This window comes from Mesorhizobium qingshengii (assembly GCF_900103325.1).
GTDB classification, from domain to species: domain Bacteria; phylum Pseudomonadota; class Alphaproteobacteria; order Rhizobiales; family Rhizobiaceae; genus Mesorhizobium; species Mesorhizobium qingshengii.
The window spans coordinates 376,730-393,749 of record NZ_FMXM01000004.1 but is presented as its reverse complement, the minus strand read 5'-3'; the positions used below and the strand labels follow the sequence as shown (position 1 = coordinate 393,749).

General features: G+C 64.6%; 15 protein-coding genes. 5 read left to right on the top strand and 10 right to left on the bottom strand.

The annotated features are described in order from the left end of the window. Window positions 1-11: 11 nt before the first annotated feature. Both BLS48_RS08655 and BLS48_RS08650 read right to left on the bottom strand, forming a co-directional pair. Complete coding sequence (locus BLS48_RS08655; RefSeq protein WP_091576750.1) at window positions 12-1,004, bottom strand: Tim44 domain-containing protein; 993 nt, start codon at window positions 1,002-1,004, stop codon at window positions 12-14. A gap of 76 nt (window positions 1,005-1,080) precedes the next feature. After that, window positions 1,081-1,374, bottom strand: a complete 294-nt coding sequence (locus BLS48_RS08650) for a TFIIB-type zinc ribbon-containing protein (protein WP_091576748.1) — start codon at window positions 1,372-1,374, stop codon at window positions 1,081-1,083. Between the two features lie 356 nt (window positions 1,375-1,730). Here BLS48_RS08650 and BLS48_RS08645 point away from each other — a divergent pair, with 356 nt between their 5' ends. Continuing rightward, complete coding sequence (locus BLS48_RS08645; RefSeq protein WP_091576928.1) at window positions 1,731-3,377, top strand: acetolactate synthase large subunit; 1,647 nt, start codon at window positions 1,731-1,733, stop codon at window positions 3,375-3,377. A 52-nt stretch (window positions 3,378-3,429) separates the two neighbouring features. Here the strand turns inward: BLS48_RS08645 and BLS48_RS08640 are convergent, their stop codons facing one another. The 8 genes from BLS48_RS08640 to BLS48_RS08605 form a co-directional block, all read right to left on the bottom strand. After that, on the bottom strand, window positions 3,430-4,599 hold the full coding sequence (locus BLS48_RS08640) for a substrate-binding protein (protein WP_091576747.1): 1,170 nt from the start codon (window positions 4,597-4,599) through the stop codon (window positions 3,430-3,432). A gap of 81 nt (window positions 4,600-4,680) precedes the next feature. Beyond that, complete coding sequence (locus BLS48_RS08635; protein ID WP_091576745.1) at window positions 4,681-5,382, bottom strand: ABC transporter ATP-binding protein; 702 nt, start codon at window positions 5,380-5,382, stop codon at window positions 4,681-4,683. 2 nt (window positions 5,383-5,384) lie between these two features. Next, on the bottom strand, window positions 5,385-6,089 hold the full coding sequence (locus BLS48_RS08630; protein WP_091576743.1) for an ATP-binding cassette domain-containing protein: 705 nt from the start codon (window positions 6,087-6,089) through the stop codon (window positions 5,385-5,387). After that, window positions 6,086-7,072, bottom strand: coding sequence for a branched-chain amino acid ABC transporter permease (locus BLS48_RS08625; RefSeq protein WP_091576741.1), 987 nt, complete (start codon window positions 7,070-7,072; stop codon window positions 6,086-6,088). The genes BLS48_RS08630 and BLS48_RS08625 overlap by 4 nt, the downstream gene beginning before the upstream one ends. Continuing rightward, window positions 7,069-7,926 carry an urea ABC transporter permease subunit UrtB gene (urtB, locus tag BLS48_RS08620; RefSeq protein ID WP_091576927.1) on the bottom strand — a complete coding sequence of 286 codons (858 nt, stop codon included), beginning with the start codon at window positions 7,924-7,926 and terminating at the stop codon, window positions 7,069-7,071. The genes BLS48_RS08625 and urtB overlap by 4 nt, the downstream gene beginning before the upstream one ends. Before the next feature lie 4 nt (window positions 7,927-7,930). Then, on the bottom strand, window positions 7,931-9,052 hold the full coding sequence (locus BLS48_RS08615; RefSeq protein WP_091576740.1) for a class II histone deacetylase: 1,122 nt from the start codon (window positions 9,050-9,052) through the stop codon (window positions 7,931-7,933). Window positions 9,053-9,136: 84 nt separating this feature from the next. Then, window positions 9,137-11,848, bottom strand: a complete 2,712-nt coding sequence (locus BLS48_RS08610) for a winged helix-turn-helix domain-containing protein (RefSeq protein ID WP_091576925.1) — start codon at window positions 11,846-11,848, stop codon at window positions 9,137-9,139. Further along, complete coding sequence (locus BLS48_RS08605; RefSeq protein ID WP_167364998.1) at window positions 11,845-12,492, bottom strand: GNAT family N-acetyltransferase; 648 nt, start codon at window positions 12,490-12,492, stop codon at window positions 11,845-11,847. Before BLS48_RS08605 ends, BLS48_RS08610 begins: the two co-directional genes overlap by 4 nt. Before the next feature lie 177 nt (window positions 12,493-12,669). On the opposite strand from BLS48_RS08605, the gene BLS48_RS08600 reads away from it, so the two are divergent. From BLS48_RS08600 to BLS48_RS08585, 4 genes are read left to right on the top strand one after another with little or no spacing between them, the layout of a single operon-like run. Next, window positions 12,670-13,971 carry an ArgE/DapE family deacylase gene (locus tag BLS48_RS08600; RefSeq protein WP_167364997.1) on the top strand — a complete coding sequence of 434 codons (1,302 nt, stop codon included), beginning with the start codon at window positions 12,670-12,672 and terminating at the stop codon, window positions 13,969-13,971. Continuing rightward, entirely contained in the window at window positions 13,968-15,026 is a 1,059-nt protein-coding gene (locus tag BLS48_RS08595) for a phosphotransferase (RefSeq protein WP_091576738.1), read from the top strand. Before BLS48_RS08600 ends, BLS48_RS08595 begins: the two co-directional genes overlap by 4 nt. Next, window positions 15,027-16,337: an aspartate aminotransferase family protein gene (locus BLS48_RS08590; protein ID WP_167364996.1), complete on the top strand. Its 1,311-nt coding sequence runs from the start codon at window positions 15,027-15,029 to the stop codon at window positions 16,335-16,337. A 16-nt stretch (window positions 16,338-16,353) separates the two neighbouring features. Continuing rightward, window positions 16,354-17,010 (top strand): GntR family transcriptional regulator, encoded by a 657-nt coding sequence (locus tag BLS48_RS08585; RefSeq protein WP_091576736.1) that lies wholly within the window; start codon window positions 16,354-16,356, stop codon window positions 17,008-17,010. The last annotated feature ends 10 nt before the right edge of the window (window positions 17,011-17,020 follow it).

Below are 17,020 nucleotides of genomic sequence, written 5' to 3'. Positions count from 1 at the left end.
ACTAACCAGGCTCATGCCTGTTGTATTGCCGAGAGCTTCCAGTTCGAGCCATTCTCACGCGTGAATGTCCACAACTCGGTCGTCTCTGTCGGATGGTCCCCGTCGCCCTCGACGATCTTGCCGCTGGCCCGTTCGCGCGTCACGTCACGAGACTCGTAGCGCAGTGCCGCCGTGGCGTAGTCGCGGTCATCCTCGCGCCAGCTTTCCGCGATGTCGGCCTGCAGCAAGGTGATGTCAGACACCTCGTTCCTGAGACCTTTCTGGGCATTGTCGGCCAGCTCTTCCGACAGATAGGACACCATCTCGGGCGTCGTCGCCCGACGCAGAGCGGCATGGTCTTCGCGCCCGAATGCTTCCTGGACATCGGTCAACAGCTGCTGGAATGCGTCGAGGTCGGTCTGAGCCAGCGTGATGTCCTCGGAACCCGCGGCCGGAGAGCCGCCGCCCGAACCGCCGCCAAAGCCGGGAATCGTGAAGGAGCGTGCAGGGTCCGTCTGCTGCTGTGCCATTGCGCGGTTCTCAAATCGCGAAGCTTGGCCATAGCCTGCACCGGCGAGCGCTGGGGCAGGGCCACGCGCGGATTGCGACCGGAAGAAGCGGATAGCCAGCATGATCGCGCCACCGATGAGCAGGGCCTGAAGCAGGAAACCGAACATCCCGGCCAGCCCGCCGAAGCCTTGGCCCACGAGCAGGCCGATCAGGCCGCCGAGCAGCAGACCCCGTATCATCGTTCCGCCGAAGCCGCTCATGAAGCCGGGCCTCTGCAGGCCGGCCTGCGGCTGCCGGGCTGGAGTGTTCACACCGGTGTTGGGCGTCATCGAACGTTCGAGCGGAGCGGTCGGCGCCGGTGCGGTCCTGGTCGGGGGCGCCGAATGGAACGTGCGCGTGCCGCGACTGCCGAAACTACCGCCGCGACGAGCCTCGGCATGATCGATCGCGACCATGGAGAAGGCAAGGAACAGTCCTGCAAAGAGGGTGGCAAATCGGCTGGTGCGAGAGATCATCGGGGATGAACCTTTATCAATGTGGTTTTTTGGAAATTTTCAGAATGCCGGCCCGGTTGCCGGGCGGCGTCATGCGTCAATCGAACAATTCTTCGAAGAAGGATTTCTTCCGCTTCGGATAGCGGTGGCCCTGCGAGCGGGAATAATCGTCATCGCGACCGTGTTGCGGCTGGGAGAATGCCGCCGGCTGCGGCTGCGGCGCGGGCGGCGCCTCCCTGCCGGAACGCTCGATGATCTTGTCGAGTTCGCCTCGATCAAGCCAGACGCCGCGGCACTGTGGACAGTAATCGATCTCGATCCCCTGGCGTTCGCTCATTGTGAGCGCGACGCGGCAGGAGGGGCAAACCAGACCAAGGAGGGAAGATGTCATGCGGGGCTCCAAACCGAAAGGAATGAGCCCGCTTGACCGAAAAGGAAGGAACGGGCCCGTTAAAGCGGTCCGACATCACAATCACCAAAAGGGATCGTCAGAGGGGCCCGGCCCGCATCAGACAGCTAGGAATGCGGAGCCACGCCTTCAAGGGCGATCTTGCCCGCGCGAATGATTTGTTGGCATTGCGGCTGAGATCGCCCGATTCGGCATAATGGTGTCGGATCGCTGAGCTAGTGCTGGATCCGAAGACGGGCAATGGTTGTTGCTACGATCCGTAGCCTCTTTGAGGCGTCGCGTTCCGGTGCCATATGAGGGTGGCTGACGGAATGTTCGCATTGCAGGAGAGTTGGTTCATGACCAAAGGTTCGGATCTGTTCGTTGCGGCCCTCGAGAACGAAGGGGTCGAGCGGATCTTCGGCATTCCGGGCGAGGAAAATCTGGACATCGTCGAGTCGATCCGGCGCTCGTCGATACAACTGATCCTGACCCGCCACGAGCAGGCGGCCGCCTTCATGGCCGCCACCTATGGCAGGCTCACCGGCAAGGCAGGTGTCTGCATCACCACGCTTGGCCCCGGCGCGCTCAATCTGACAACCGGCTCGGCCTATGCGCTGCTCGGCGCGATGCCGATGATCATGATCACCGGCCAGAAGGGCATCCTGTCATCCCGGCAGGCGCGCTTCCAGATCGTCGACATCGTCGCGGCGATGAAGCCGCTAACCAAGCTGTCGCGCCAGATCGTCTCGCCGAAGATGATTCCGTCACTGGTTCGCGAAGCCTTTCGCGTCGCCCAGGAAGAGCGTCCCGGCCCCGTGCATCTGGAATTGCCGGAAGACATTGCCGCGGCGGAGTGTGAGCCTGTCGCGCTTGTGCCGACGCATCCGGTCGAGCTGCCCCTGGCCAGCGCGGTCGCGCTCGATCGCGCCGCCCGCATGATCATGGAAGCCAAGCGTCCGCTGCTGATGTTCGGCGCGGCGGCGTCGCGGCCCCGCGTCACTCCTGACGTCGCCCAGTTCGTCCTGCGCACGCAAATTCCCTATTTCACCACGCAGATGGGCAAGGGCACCGTACCGGGCGGAACCGAGCTCTACATGGGAACGGCAGCACTTTCGGAACGCGACTATGTACACGAGGCCATCGAGCAGGCCGATCTGATCATCACCATCGGCCACGACACGGTCGAGAAGCCGCCTTTCATCATGGGCGCCAAGGGGCCGACGGTCATCCATGTCGGCTATCACTCCGCCGATGTCGAGCAGGTCTATTTTCCGCAGGCCGAGATCGTCGGTGACCTCGGTCCTTCGCTGGCGCTGCTGGCGGATCGTATCGGGGGCAAGATCCCCAATGCGCAGGCCCTGCTGCCACTGCGGGAACGCATTTTGAGCCGGATCGCCGCGCGCGCCACCGAAGACCGTTTCACGCCACAGCGCATCGTGCACGATGTGCGTGCTGTGATGCCGGCGGACGGGATCCTCGCCCTCGACAACGGCATGTACAAGATCTGGTTTGCGCGCAACTACCGCACGCGCATGGCAAACACGCTGCTGCTCGACAACGCGCTCGCCACCATGGGCGCGGGCTTGCCGTCGGCGATGATGGCGGCACTGCTCTATCCCCAGCGCCGTGTCATGGCCATCTGCGGCGACGGCGGCTTCATGATGAACAGCCAGGAACTGGAGACCGCCGTCAGGCTCAAGCTCAACCTCGTCGTCCTGCTGTTGGAAGACCATGCCTACGGCATGATCCGCTGGAAGCAGGCGGTCGATGAATTTCCGGATTTCGGCATGACCTTCGGCAATCCCGATTTCGTCAAATACGCCGAGGCCTATGGCGCCAAGGGGACCAGTGTTGACGCGATTGCCGAATTGCGGCCGGCGCTGGAACAGGCCTTCGCCGGCGGCGGCGTGCATCTCGTCGTCGTGCCCATCGACTATTCCGAAAATACCAGGGTCCTCGTCGACGAACTGCGCGAGCGGCTGCCCGCGCCGCAGACGCCCTGACGACAGCGACAACGCCGCCGTCAGGATTGCCTGGAGGTGCAGCCGAAATTCCCTACACCTTGCAGTAGGGCGTTACCGGCGCGATGGTGCCGAAATCCTTGACGATCTCGTAGCCGATGCCGTCGGCCGCCGCCTTGCCGACATAGGAGTGGCAGAGCGTGTGGTTGTTGGAGGCGTCGACGCGGATCTTGCCTTGCGGCGCGTCGAACTCGATGGTTGGCAGTGCCTTGAGCACATCGTCGTCCTTCAGCGATCCGGCCTTCTCGGCGGCCAGCGCGTAGAGATGCAGGCCGTTGTAGCCGGCTTCGCCGATGCCGTTGACCATCTTCTCCTGGCCGAACTTTTCGCGGAAGCTCGAGATGAACTTCTTGTTGACCGGATTGTCGAGCGCCATCCAGTAGGGCTGCGGCGCGTAGGTGCCGGCCGCCACGCCGGGCGGCAGCGCGTCCTTGTTGAAAACCTCGTCGAGCGGCGCGATCAGCGGCTGCTTGATGTCGAAGGAGCGATACTGCTTGAGCTGGGTGACGGCGTCGTTACCGACCACCATCGACCAGACGACATCGGGCTTCAGCGACTTGATCTTCTGGAAGGCGGGGCCGAAATCCGTGGTGCCGAAGGGATAGTAGTCGGCGCCGATGATCTTGCCGCCGGCCTTCTCATAGGCCGCCGTGATCGCCTCGGTCATCTTTTGCGGCCAGGCATAATCCGAAGCCATGATGTAGATCGTCTTGCCGAGGTTCTCGGCCACCCATGGCATCATCGGGTCGACCTGCTGCATCGGGATCGGGCCGGTGGCGACGAAGTAGCGGTTGCATTCGCCGCCCTCGAAATTGGTCGGGTAGAAGAACAGCTTCTTGGCCTTCGAGGTCACCGATAGCGTCGCACTGCGCTCGGGCGAAATGATCGTGCCCATGATCACGTCGACCTTGTCTTCGTTGAGCAGCTTGCGCGCCTTGTCGATCGCGCCCTTGGTCGTGGTCTGGTTGTCTTCGATGAACAACTCGACCTGACGGCCGCTAATGCCGTTGGCGGCGTTGAGCTCGGCGGCGGCCAGCTTGTAGCAATTGAGCAGCGTCTCGCCGAGGATCGCCTGCAGCCCGGTGATCGGGATCGACAGGCCGACCTTGACGGTGTCGGCGGCGCGCAGGATTGCCGGCGCGCCGACCATGGCGAAGGCGGCCGCAGCGCCGCCGGATTTCAGGATCGTTCTTCTGCTTATCATTGTTGTGTTCCCTTCCAGTCCAGGCGCGCCCCATGCACGCCTTACAAAGCCAGCAAGTCCCAGGCGCGCTTCAGGCACGCCTTACAAAGCCAACAAATCCTTGAGCAGGGTCTCGTCGGCGAACGCCTCCGGCGCGCCTGCATGCACGATCCTGCCCTTCTCCATCACCAGGCAGCGATCCGCCGCCTTGAGAACGAGATCGAGATTCTGTTCGACGAGAACGATCGCGATGCCGCGCTCGCGGGCGATGCGCGGCACCAGTTCGGCGATCGACTGCACGATGTTCGGCTGGATGCCTTCCGAGGGCTCGTCGAGCAGCAGTGCCGACGGCAAGCCGCACAGTGCGCGGCCGATCGCCAGCATCTGTTGTTGGCCACCCGAGAGCGTCCCGGCGACCTGGGCTTCGCGTTCGCGCAGGATCGGAAAATAGCCGAAGATGTCGTCAGGAATGCCGCCGGCGGCACGATCCCTCGCGGCGCGGGTGCCAACTTCGAGGTTCTGTCGCATGGTCAGCTGGTTGAAGATGCCGCGCCCTTGCGGCACATGCGCGATGCCGGCACGCGCCCGGCGGAAGGCGGGAGCATTGGTAAGGTCCTGGTCGCCGAGAACCACCGCCCCGCCGGTCGCCCGCAAGGCGCCAGCGATGACGCGCAGCAGTGTCGTCTTGCCGGCGCCGTTGCGGCCGAGCAGGCCGACGACTTCGCCCGGCGCGACGCTGAGGTCGATGCCGTTCAGCACCGGGAGCAGGCCGTAGCCGGCGGAGACGGCAAGTGTCCGCAGCATGGTCAGCGCCTCCCCAGATAGACGTCGCGGACCATTTCGTCGGTCTCGATGTCGTGGAAAGGACCGCTGCGCAGGCGGCGCCCCTGATGCAGCACCAGCGTCTCGCAGTTCAGCGCCCGCACGAAGCGAATGTCGTGTTCGACGGCGACGATCGAGAACTCACCTTTCAGCCGCAGCAGCATCTCGGCTGTCGCCAACGTCTCCTGAGGTGTCATGCCGGCGGTCGGCTCGTCGAGCAGCAGCAGCTTTGGTTCGATCGCCAGCGCCATGCCGATCTCCAGCCATTGCTTCTGGCCATGCGCGAGTTCACCGGCCAGCGTGGCGGCGCGATTGCCGAGTGCGACCAGTTCCAGCAGGTCACCGACCGGGCGAACCGGCGAGGGGACGCCCCACCGCGCCACCTTCAGGTTGTCCTCGACCGAGAGGCTCGGGAACACCGACGGGATCTGGAATTTTCGCGCGATGCCGAGCCGGGCGATGCGGTGCAGCGGCAGGCCGGCAATGTCGTGGCCGAGAAACCGCACGCTGCCGCTGGTTGGGCGAAGCGTGCCGGTCAAAACATTGAGGAACGTGCTCTTGCCGGCGCCGTTCGGCCCGATGATGCAGCAAAGTTCCTTGTCGCGCACAGTGAGGTTCAACGCCTCAAGCGCCTGCAGCCCGCCAAAGCGGATGCCGACATTCTCGGCCTGGAGCAGGACGTCGCTCATGACGCGCGCCTCCGACCCTTGAGCAGAGCCTTCAGCCGCGCGTAGATCGACAGGATGCCATCCGGCAAGACAAAGACGATGACGACGAAGACGCAGCCGAGCAGGAGTGGCCACAGGCTTGGATTGAAGCTGCTGATCGTCTGCTGGGCGCGCTGGATGAAGATGGCGCCGAGAACGGGACCAAGCAGTGTGCCGCGCCCGCCGACCGCCACCCAGACGATGACCTCCGTGGACAGAAGCAGCCCGGAAAGATCGGGTGCCACCAGACCCGCCATGCAGACATAAAGCGCGCCGGCAAGACCGGCGATGGCTGCCGAGAGGACGAAGGTGACGAGCAGTCGCAAGGGTGCGTTGTGACCGAGTGCCGCCGCCCGGACCTCATTGTCCTGGATGGCGGTCAGCACCGTGCCCCAGCGGCCACGGCTGATCGACCACAGAGCCAGCACGACCACGGCGACGATAGCCGAGACGAAGATATAGGAGGGCAGATCCTGGCTGAGATCGAGATGCGTACCGCCAACATCGAATTCGATCGGCGGAATGCCGATTAGGCCGCTGTCGCCGCCGGTGACCGAGCTCCAGGACACCGCAGCCTGCTGGCAGATGACGCCCATGGCCAGCGTGACGATGGTGAAATAGCTGCCGCGGATGCCGCCGAAGAACAGGAAGTAGCCGATGATGGCGGCGACGAAGGCAGCACCAGTCACCGCGCCCATCATACCGAGCAGGCTGGCGAAAGGGATGGCGTCGTTGAGCGTGACCAGTGCCATGATGTAGCCGCCGATGCCGAAGAAGGCGGCGTGGCCGAAGCAGAGAATGCCGGTACGGCCCCAGAAGAAGTCGAGGCTCGCCGCGAACAGGCCGAAGATCAGCGCGTCGCGGATCACCGTCAGCTGGTAACCGTCGGCGATGAACGGATAGACGATGGTGAGTCCTACGCAGACGGCGAAGACCAGCAGCCAGTTGCGGTCCCGGGCGATCATCGCGCTGCCCCGTTGAACAGTCCGTTGGGCCGCAGCCGGACAGCGACGATGGCCGCGAGCAGCACGATCGCCTGCGCCAGTGATGGCGATATCTGGTAGTTGAGGACGCTGGTCAGCCCACCGACGAAGACGCTGCCGGCGACCAGGCCGCCGATCGAGCCGACACCGCCGACGATGACGACGAAGAAGGCGTTGGCGAGATAGTTCACCCCCATCTGCGGCAGCACGATCGCAAGCGGCGCGACCAGCCCGCCGGCAAGCCCGGCGATGGCCGCGCCGAAAGTGAAGGCGATGGCGTAGGTGCGCCGCGTGTTGATGCCGACGCCCTCGGCCATCTCGCGGTTCTGGATAACGGTTCGGATATCGAGGCCGAACGACGTCCGGCTGATCAGCAGGACGACGCCGAGCAAAGTCACCATGGCGATAGCAATCAGGATCAGCCGGTAGGCCGGATAGACGGTGAAAAACAGGTCGAACGTGCCTTCGATCGGCGGCGTCACCGGTTTGGCGCCGAGACCGAATGTCAGTTCCAGCCCTTGCTGCAGGATCAGGCTGACGCCCCAGGTGGCGAGCACGGTCGACACCGGCCGCGAATAGAGATGCCGGATGATGGCGAATTCCAGGATGCAGCCGACCACCGCGCCGGCGATGGGTGCCGCGGCGAGGCCTAGCCAGAACGAGCCACCGATGCTCTGGACGAAATAGACGGCGAAGGCGCCGACGGTGACGAACTCGCCATGCGCCAGATTGGTCACGTTCATCAGGCCGAAGCTGATCGCCAGCCCGAGCCCGACCAACATCAGGATGCTGATCAGCGTCAGTGCGTTGAGGAGCGTGGTGACGACAAAGTCCATCGCGTCAGGCCGCGCTGGCGAGGCGTTGGCGCAGGCCCGCAAGCATGGCTTCGGCGGCATTGATCACATCAGCCTGATGCGGCTGCAGATCCTGCCCGGCCCATTCGTCGATATGGTCCGACAGCGGGTCGACCACCTCGGTACGATGATTGGCCAGTGTCTCGATGACGGCATGGCCGCAGAACGGCACATAGCCCTCGGAGTAGCCGCCTTCATGGGTCATCATCAGGCGTCCCTGCGACGTCTCGGCGGCCAGCGCCACCATGCGCGCGGCGAGGCGTCGGAAGCACTCGCTGTTCAGCATCATGCGGCCGAGCGGATCGAAGCCAGACGCATCGAAGCCGGAAGCGACGATGACGAGATCGGGCTTGAAGGCGCGCAGTGCAGGGGCGACGACGCGGTCGAAGGTCGATTCGTAGGCACCTGTGCCGCTGCCGGCCGGCAGCGGGATGTTGATGTTGTAGCCTTCGCCGGCGTCCTTGCCGTTGTCGGCCAGTGCGCCGCGACCGGTCGGATAGAGATTGTCCTGGTGCACGGAAATGGTCAGCACCGATGGGTCGGAATAGAAAACCGTCTCGGTCCCGTTGCCGTGATGCACATCCCAGTCGACTATCGCGGCGCGGCCAAGCAGGCCTTCGTGCTGCAGCCGGCGCACGGAGACGCCGATGTTGGAGAAAAGGCAGTTGCCCAACGCCTGATCGGGTTCGGCATGGTGCCCGGGCGGCCGCGCCAGCGCGTAGGCGTTGTCGACGCGGCCGGTCAGCACGGCGCGCATAGCCGCATAGGTGGTGCCGGCCGACAGCAGGGCGATGTCGAAACTGTTGAGGCCGATCGGCGCTTGCGGTCCGGCGAAACCGGAACCCCGCTCGCTGAGCATCCTGATATCGTCGACGTGGCGTTGCGTGTGCACGCGCAGCAGGTCTTCGACCGAGACCGGCTCGGGGATAATCGGCACCAGGTGGCGCGACAGGCCGCTGACCTGGATGAGATTGTTCAACCGGCGCTTCGAGCCGGGCGATTCCAGATGCCGGCCGGGTTCCACGAAACGGCCGGGAGGCATCATGTCGGCGCTGGAGCCGGTGTCATGCCACATCAGCTGTTCGTGAAAAACGTAACCTGTCGCCATAAGCAGCGTCCTCTGAAATCCAGAGGACGCTAGCAGGGTAACGATCTCATGGCCCGACCCGAAAGAGGGGGGTGTGCCAGATGCCTATGCCCCTCCTTTCGGAGGGGGACGGAGGTTCGCGGCGGCCTGCGCGGCGCGCACGGCCTGGACGCGGTTCGATACCGAGAGCTTGCCGAAAATGTTCTTCAAATGCCATTTCACCGTCGTCTCGCTCACCGACAGCGCCACCGCGATATCCCTGTTGGACAGGCCTTCCGACAGGCAGAGCAGCAGCTCGGACTCGCGCTGGGTCAGCTGTTCCTTCTCGGCTGGTGCGGCGGGCTTGCGTGTCGCGACAGGCATCGTCTGCGCGGCATCGATGATGCGCGTCGCATAGGCCGAAAGGGCGGGGTCGGTCTTTGCCTGAGCGGCGCGCAGCCGCATCAGCCCTTCGACAACAGGCCTGCCCTCATCGACGAAGGAGCGGATAAAGCCTGAAGGCTGGGCAAGGCGCAGCGCTTCAAGGAGATGGCGATCGGCCTCGCGCTGGTCCGGGCCGGCATTCTTGGCGCGTAGGATCAGCGCCAGTATGTGGCGGCGCATGCGCCCGCTGCTTTTCGTTCGCTCCAGCAGCGTGTCGAAAAGCGCCGCGGCAGCCGCGTAGGATTTCTCCACCGTCAACAGCCGGCCTTCGGCGAAGAACTCGAATTCGTTGGCGACAGTGGGGGCGGGTTCAGCGCTTTCGCGGCGATGCTCGCTCAGCAGGGCGCGCGCCTCGGCGACGCGGTTCTGGTCGATGAGCAGCCGGATGCGATCATGCACCAGCACCGAAGCGAGGCGACGGTAGACGGAGCCGCGCACACGCTGGTAGACGCGTTCCAGCATATCCAATGCCGCGTCGCCGCGACCGGTCAGCTGCAGCACACGGGCATAGGTCGGTACGCTGGCCAGGGGATAGACGATGACCGCGGCGCCCTCGATTAGCGGCCCGAGATTCTCGACCAGCGTCAGCGCCTCGCCGGAGGCGTTGGTCTCGTAGGCGAGTTCGGCGAGCAGCGTTCCGGCGAGCGCCTCGGCATAGGAGTTTGCCCCGATCCGCGTCCTGGCCTCGATGATGGTGTTGCGCAGCAGCCGCTCGGCGGCGGGCAGGCGGCCGGCCGATCGCTCGATGACTGCCATGTAGCAATTGGCGATGGTGACGCCGAGCAGGCTGCCGCTTCGCTCATGCGCCTTGCGCGCCGCGTCCGCTGCCGCGCGTGCGCCTTCGAGGTCGCCCAGCGCGTAGAGATTGTAGCCGATGACATTGGCGGTCGCACCCTCCATGAACCAGGCATCGGGGGCGATGATGCGCAGGGCGGCCAGCGCGGTATCGCGCGCGGCCTCGAACTGCTCCAGCGTGCTGTGCACGGCGGCTTCGAGGACCACGATCTCGGCCTCGATCGTCGTGCCGGTCAATGTGCCCGGATCCTTGCCGTCGGCCGGCCCGGTCTCGACGAGCTTGCGCGCATCGGCGAGCGTCTGCTGGGCAATCTCGGGCTGGCTTGAGTGCACCGCCAGCCACAACACGACGAGTTGCAGCCGGATGCGCTGGTCGACCAGTTTCTTCGGCAGCAGTGCCAGCAACTGGCGCACATAAAGCAGTTGGCACTGGGCGATGAGTTCGAGCGCATTGTTCTCGACGAACACCGCCGCGCGGGCCTGGTCGCCGGCGGCGAGCGCATGTCCGATCGCCTCGGTCAGCATCTTGCGTTCGCCAAACCATTCGGCGGCGGCCAGATGCAGCGGTGCGATCATCTCCGGTTCGCGCCGTTCCATTTCGCGGCTGAGGAAGTCGTGGAACAGATGATGATAGCGGAACCAGCGCCGCTCCTCGTCGAGCGGCACCAGGAACAGATTGCGGGTCTCGATCTCCGTGATATCAGCCTCGGCGTCTGCAGCGCGCATCACCGCCCGGCAGGCCTCGGCGCTGAAGCGCTCGAAGATGGAACTGTGCAGCAGGAATTTCGCCAGCGCCGGCGGCAGCCCGAGGAAGACTTCGCCCATCAGGAAATCGGCGACGTTGCGGTTGGCACCGGTGAAATTGCCGATAACGGTTTCCGGCGCATGCGCGGCACTGAGCGACAGCGAGGCGAGTTGCAGGCCGGCGGCCCAGCCTTCGGTCCGTGAGCACAAGGTCTCCACCGTGCCGCTGCTGACGCTCAGGCCCAATTTGTCGTTGAAGAAGGCTTCGGCTTCTGACGAGGCGAAGCGCAGATCGTCCGGGCCGATTTCGAAAACATCGCCAAGCACCCTGAGCTTGCCGAGCTGCAGGTCGGGCAGGTTGCGCGAACCGATGACGAAGGCGACGTTGGCGGGCGCCTGCCGGGTCAGCCGCTCCATAAACCGCTTCACCGCCGGCGCTTCGATGGCGTGGAAGTCGTCGAAGAACAGGGTGATGTCGGCGTCGCGCGCCGCAAAACCCGCGACCAGTGCTGCCAGCACCACGTCGAGCTGCGGGATCGGGCTCGACTGGAAGGCAAGGTCGAGCTCGGCCGGGTTCTGGACGAGGTGGCGCAGCGCCCCCACCAGATGCGACAGGAAGGCACCTTCGTCATTGTCCGTCGCTTCGCAGGACAGCCATGCGGTCAACCGTCCGTGGCGCGCGACTTCCGCCGCCCACTGCGCCATCGTCGTCGACTTGCCGAAGCCTGCAGGCGCGGCGAACAGCACGATGCGCGTGTTGATGTGCCGCTCCAGCCTCGACAGGATGTTTTCGCGCCTTACCCACCGGCGATGATGGGGCGATGCCTGGCTGTCGGGTTGCGAAGACGGTTTCATCTGGCGCTGGGCACCCATTCCGTTTCGATCAATGGGATTTGCGGGGCCGCATCGCGCGGCAGGGTTCCCATGATCCGGGGGTCGTCGGTGATTTCGAAACCGGCCGCATAGGGTTCAAACCCGCAAGCCCGGTAGAAACCGATGACGCTGTGATGATCGATGCTGCTGGTGTGCAGCCAGATGCGGCGAGGGCTGAGGCGCCATGCCTGATCAAGCGCGCCGGCCATCAGCCGCTTGCCAAGGCCCCTGCCGGGCAAGGACGGGAACAGGCCGAAATAGGTGATCTCGATCTCATTGTCGTCCGCCACGGAGAATTCGACCATGCCGACATGGTCGCCGCTATCATCATGGCCGTAATAGACATGCTGGCGGGGGTCGGCGAAGTGCGCGGCAACTTCGGCATCAGACATTTCTGCAGCGCGGTCCCACAGCCAGGGAGCGCCGATCTCGAGGAAGATCGCACGGTACGAAGTGCGGTCGGGCTTGGTGATCCGGGTCATGGCCAACGGCTGGGCGAGACCCAGCACCGGGGCGCGCGCTTCCATCCAGGTCACCGCATTGACGATCTTGCCGGCCGGCACGCGCCGGTAGCCGGACGACAGATCGGTGATTTCATCCGGCAATGCGCCTTCGGTGACCAGCATCTGTCCTCGATCTCTGCCACGCAATTTCGCTGGCATGCGTTAAGCTGATGCCAAGTCTGCGCCCGCCTGCCAAGAGGTTCCCTGGTTGGGCCATCGTTTTGGCCTGACCTGTCTCTTTGGCTTTCCAGGAAATGGCATATGAGATATGATACACCATTCACGGGAAAGCGGAATATCATGCCTGAGCGAATTGCCGACGAAGCCATTTTGCGCGCGGTCGATGACGGCTTCGCGCGGCAAGTCGCGTTCCTGGCGGACCTCGTGCGCTTTCCCTCCCAGCGTGGCGAGGAACACGCCGCGCAATCCTTCATGGCGGCTGCCTATGAAGCGGATGGCTATGCGGTCGATATGTGGCGTGTCGATGTCGATGCAATTCGCGACCTGCCGGGTTTTTCACCCGTGGCGGTTTCCTATGACGATGCCTTCAACGTCGTTGCCACTCACACGCCGCGAAACGCGACCGGCCGCTCGCTGATCCTCAACGGCCATGTCGACGTGGTGCCGACGGGACCGCTCGACCGCTGGGTGCGTGATCCCTACGATCCGGCGATCGAGGATGGCTGGATGCATGGCCGCGGCGCCGGCGACATGAAGGCCGGCCTGTCGGCCTGTCTCTATGCCCTGACCGCATTGCGCAGCCTCGGCTATCAGCCGGCAGCTAACGTGTTCCTGCAATCGGTGGTCGAGGAAGAGTGCACCGGCAATGGCGCGCTCGCTTGCCTGCAGCGCGGCTACCGCGCCGACGCCGCCTTCATCCCGGAACCGCTGGAGCCGAGGCTGATGCGGGCGCAGGTCGGGCCGATCTGGTTCCGGGTCGAGGTCGACGGCGATCCGCAGCACGCGTCGGGCGCCTTCTCGGCCGGCGCCAATGCCATCGAAAAGGCATTCGTCATCATCCAGGCGCTGAAGCGGCTCGAAATCGTCTGGAACGCGCGCAAGGTCGATGACCCGCATTTTTGCGAGCATCCGCACCCGATCCGTTTCAACCTCGGCAGGATCGAAGGCGGCGAGTGGACATCGAGCGTTCCGGCGCGCTGTGTGTTCGAGATGCGCGTCGCCACCTATCCCGGCCAGAAGCTCGAGGACGCCAGAGCCGAGATCGAGGCGTGCATCGCCGATGCGGCGCGCGCCGATCCGTTCCTGGCCAATCGCCCGCCAAAGATGACCTACAACGGCTTCATGGCCGAGGGCTATGTGCTGGAAGGGGCCGACGAGATGGAAGCCGTGCTGCGGCGCAGCCATGTCGCGGTCTGGGGCGAGCCGCTGACGGAACACGTTACCTCGGCGACGACCGATGCGCGTTTCTTCGGCCTTTATGCCGACACGCCGGCGATCGTCTACGGCCCGATCTGCCGCATGCCGCATGGCTATGACGAAGCCGTCGATCTGGATTCGGTGCGCAAGGTCACCCAGACCATCGCGCTGTTCATTGCCGACTGGTGCGGCCTCGAACCGGTCGCTCCCGAGGCAAAATCATGAACGCGGCCGTACCTGATGCTTTCGGCGACACGCTCGCCGAGGACGCGCCGCACGTTTCGACAGCCGACGCACTCGCCATCTTGCGCCAGCACTACGGGCTCACCGGCACCGCGCGTCCATTGCCCGGCGAACGCGACCACAACTTTCACATCCAGACAGACGGAGAGGGCGAGTTCGTCCTGAAAATCTCCCATCCGGCGGAAGAGCCCGGCTTCACCGATTTCCAGAACAAGGCGCTCGACCATATCCTGGCGGTCGACCCCACCTTGCCGGTTCCCTCGGTACGCAAAAGCCTTCAGGGCGAAGCCCAATTCGCATTCAGCGTCGGTGGGTCGGCGCCGCGTATCATCCGGCTGGTCACCTATCTGCCCGGCCAGTTGCTTTCGCGCTCGCCGGCATCAGCGGCGCAGGATCGCAATCTCGGCATCTTCCTCGCCCGCCTCGGTCGGGCGCTGCGCGGCTTCTTCCATCCGGCCGCCGGCAGCGATCTGCTCTGGGATATCCGCAAGGTCGCCAAGACGCGGCCGATGATGGCGCATATCACTGACGCTGGCCGGCGCGCCATGGTCGAACGTGCCATCGACGCCTTCGAGGAGCATGCGGCACCGGTAATCCCGAAACTGCGCGCCCAGATCGTCCACAACGACATGAACTCCTACAATGTGGTGATGGACGCTTCGCGGCCGGAAGTCGTGAGCGGCATCCTCGATTTCGGCGATATGATCCATTCGCCGCTGATCTGTGACCTCGCCATAGGCGCCGTCTATCGCTGGCCGGCGGAAGGCCATCCACTGGCACCGGCCGCGCGCTTCGTCGCCGGCTATCAATCGGTGCAGCCGCTCGAGGTCGAAGAGATCGGCATTCTTTTCAATCTGATCCGCGCCCGCCTTGCGCTCATCGTGAACATCGCCACCTGGCAGGCGGAGCGGTTCCCTGCCAAACGCGACTATGTCCTGCGCCACGGCGCGGAAGTCTGGGCCTCGCTCGAACGGCTGGACGGTCTGTCGTCCAAAGATGCCCGCCAATATTTCCTCGACCATTCCAATCCGGAGTAGATGCTCGTGTCCCAGTCCTCGCCAAACCCTGCAAATGTCGACGCGACGGCATCCCAGCGCGCGCTGCTCGAGCGTCGCGCCAGACTGCTTGGCCCGACCTATCGCGCCTTCTACCGCAACCCCATCCATCTGGTGCGCGGCAGCGGCGTCTGGCTGTACGATGCGCAGGGCCGGAAATTCCTCGATGCCTACAACAATGTCGCCTCGGTCGGGCACTGCCATCCGCGCGTCGTCGAGGCCCTGTCGGGGCAGGCCGCCACGCTCAACACGCACACCCGCTATCTGAGCGAGATCATCCTCGACTACGCGGAAAAGCTCCTCGGCACCTGTCCGCCCCATCTGGGACACGCCATGTTCACCTGTACCGGCAGCGAGGCCAATGACCTCGCCATCCGCATTGCCCAGCATTCCAGCGGCGGCACCGGGGTGATCATCACCGACTTCGCCTATCACGGCGCGACGATCGCGACCGCGCAACTGTCGCCGGCGGCGGTCGGGGCAAAGGGTGTGCCCGCGCACCACCGCACTGTCGCGGCGCCCGACACGTTCCGCGACCATGGCCGAACCGCGCGCGATTTTGCCAAAAATGTCGCCGCCGCCATCGACAGCATGCGTGCGCAGAATATCCGTCCCGCAGCAATGCTTCTCGACTCGGCCTTTTCCAGCGACGGCATCTTCTTTCCCGACGCCGAGGTGATGCGCGAGGCGGCGGATCACGTCAAAAACGCCGGCGGCATCGTCATCGCCGACGAAGTCCAGTCCGGCTTCGGACGGCTCGGCCAGGGCATGTGGGGCTTCGCCAATTATGGCATCGAGCCCGATATCGTCACGCTGGGCAAGCCGATCGGCGCCGGGCATCCTATGGGAGCCGTGCTCGTGCGGCCGCAGCTTGTTGCCTCTTTCGGCTCGAACACCGGCTACTTCAACACCTTCGGCGGCAATCCTGTCGCGGCTGCCGTCGGCATCGCCGTTCTCGACGTGATCGAAGGCGAGGGGTTGATCGAGAATGCGCGCATGGTCGGCGCCTATACGGCTGACCTGTTGACCGCCCTCCAGAGCCGGCACGGCATGGTCGCCGATATCAGGCAAAACGGCCTCTATTTCGGCGTCGAGTTGACGGCGGAGGGCGACGAGGCAGTGGCCGCGGCCAAGACGTCAGCGGTTGTCGAAGCCATGCGCGAGGATGGCGTGCTGATCTCCTCCTGCGGTCCGCGCGGCAATGTGCTGAAGATCAGGCCGCCTCTGCCGTTCGCCAGGGACAATGCCGAGCAACTGGCCGAGACGCTCGATCGCGCACTGTCGCAATGGTGAACGGAGCGGGCCGCCCATGCTGAAGCTTGAACATCAGACCCTGAACGACCGCGCCTATGGCGCGCTCAAGCAGGAGTTGATTTCAGGTGGCTTCAGCCCGGGCCAGACGCTGGTCATCCGCAAGCTCGCCGAGACGTTCGGGATATCGACGACGCCGATCCGCGAGGCGCTGCAGAGACTTGTCGCCGAGCGGCTGCTCGAGATGCAGAACAACCGCTCGATCATCGTGCCCTTGCTGTCCGCGCCTGCCTTCGAGGAACTGACGCGCATTCGCGTCGCCGTCGAGGGACTGGCGGGCGAGATGGCCGCCTCGCGGATGACCGAAAGCGGGCTGGCACAGCTGCAGGTCACGCTCGACGGCATGCAGCGCGCCATCGAGGCTGGTGACGCCAGGGCCTATCTCACGCTGAACGAGGCCTTCCACTTCGCTATCTACCAGCACGCCGGTGCGCCCATCCTGCTCAACATGATCCGCGACCTCTGGGGCCGGGTAGGCCCCTATCTGAAGCTGCTGATGCAGGCCGATCGCTACATCCCGCAGTCGAACGATGCGCATCGCAGGATCGTTGCCGCGTTGGAGCAGCACAGCGGTTCGGCGGTTCGAGCATCCCTCGAAGAGGACATCGCCGTCGCGGCCGCGATTCTTTCCGAGAATCTTCGCACGACCGACTGATCGTCCGCGC

What these genes read in the sequence shown, in the direction of transcription:
- BLS48_RS08590 (WP_167364996.1), top strand. Translation starts at nt 15,027, where the DNA reads ATGCTCGTGTCCCAGTCCTCGCCAAACCCTGCAAATGTCGACGCGACG.
- urtB (WP_091576927.1), bottom strand. Translation starts at nt 7,926, where the DNA reads ATGGACTTTGTCGTCACCACGCTCCTCAACGCACTGACGCTGATCAGC.
- BLS48_RS08655 (WP_091576750.1), bottom strand. Translation starts at nt 1,004, where the DNA reads ATGATCTCTCGCACCAGCCGATTTGCCACCCTCTTTGCAGGACTGTTC.
- BLS48_RS08615 (WP_091576740.1), bottom strand. Translation starts at nt 9,052, where the DNA reads ATGGCGACAGGTTACGTTTTTCACGAACAGCTGATGTGGCATGACACC.
- BLS48_RS08595 (WP_091576738.1), top strand. Translation starts at nt 13,968, where the DNA reads ATGAACGCGGCCGTACCTGATGCTTTCGGCGACACGCTCGCCGAGGAC.
- BLS48_RS08650 (WP_091576748.1), bottom strand. Translation starts at nt 1,374, where the DNA reads ATGACATCTTCCCTCCTTGGTCTGGTTTGCCCCTCCTGCCGCGTCGCG.
- BLS48_RS08635 (WP_091576745.1), bottom strand. Translation starts at nt 5,382, where the DNA reads ATGCTGCGGACACTTGCCGTCTCCGCCGGCTACGGCCTGCTCCCGGTG.
- BLS48_RS08605 (WP_167364998.1), bottom strand. Translation starts at nt 12,492, where the DNA reads ATGCTGGTCACCGAAGGCGCATTGCCGGATGAAATCACCGATCTGTCG.
- BLS48_RS08630 (WP_091576743.1), bottom strand. Translation starts at nt 6,089, where the DNA reads ATGAGCGACGTCCTGCTCCAGGCCGAGAATGTCGGCATCCGCTTTGGC.
- BLS48_RS08625 (WP_091576741.1), bottom strand. Translation starts at nt 7,072, where the DNA reads ATGATCGCCCGGGACCGCAACTGGCTGCTGGTCTTCGCCGTCTGCGTA.
- BLS48_RS08640 (WP_091576747.1), bottom strand. Translation starts at nt 4,599, where the DNA reads ATGATAAGCAGAAGAACGATCCTGAAATCCGGCGGCGCTGCGGCCGCC.
- BLS48_RS08600 (WP_167364997.1), top strand. Translation starts at nt 12,670, where the DNA reads ATGCCTGAGCGAATTGCCGACGAAGCCATTTTGCGCGCGGTCGATGAC.
- BLS48_RS08585 (WP_091576736.1), top strand. Translation starts at nt 16,354, where the DNA reads ATGCTGAAGCTTGAACATCAGACCCTGAACGACCGCGCCTATGGCGCG.
- BLS48_RS08645 (WP_091576928.1), top strand. Translation starts at nt 1,731, where the DNA reads ATGACCAAAGGTTCGGATCTGTTCGTTGCGGCCCTCGAGAACGAAGGG.
- BLS48_RS08610 (WP_091576925.1), bottom strand. Translation starts at nt 11,848, where the DNA reads ATGAAACCGTCTTCGCAACCCGACAGCCAGGCATCGCCCCATCATCGC.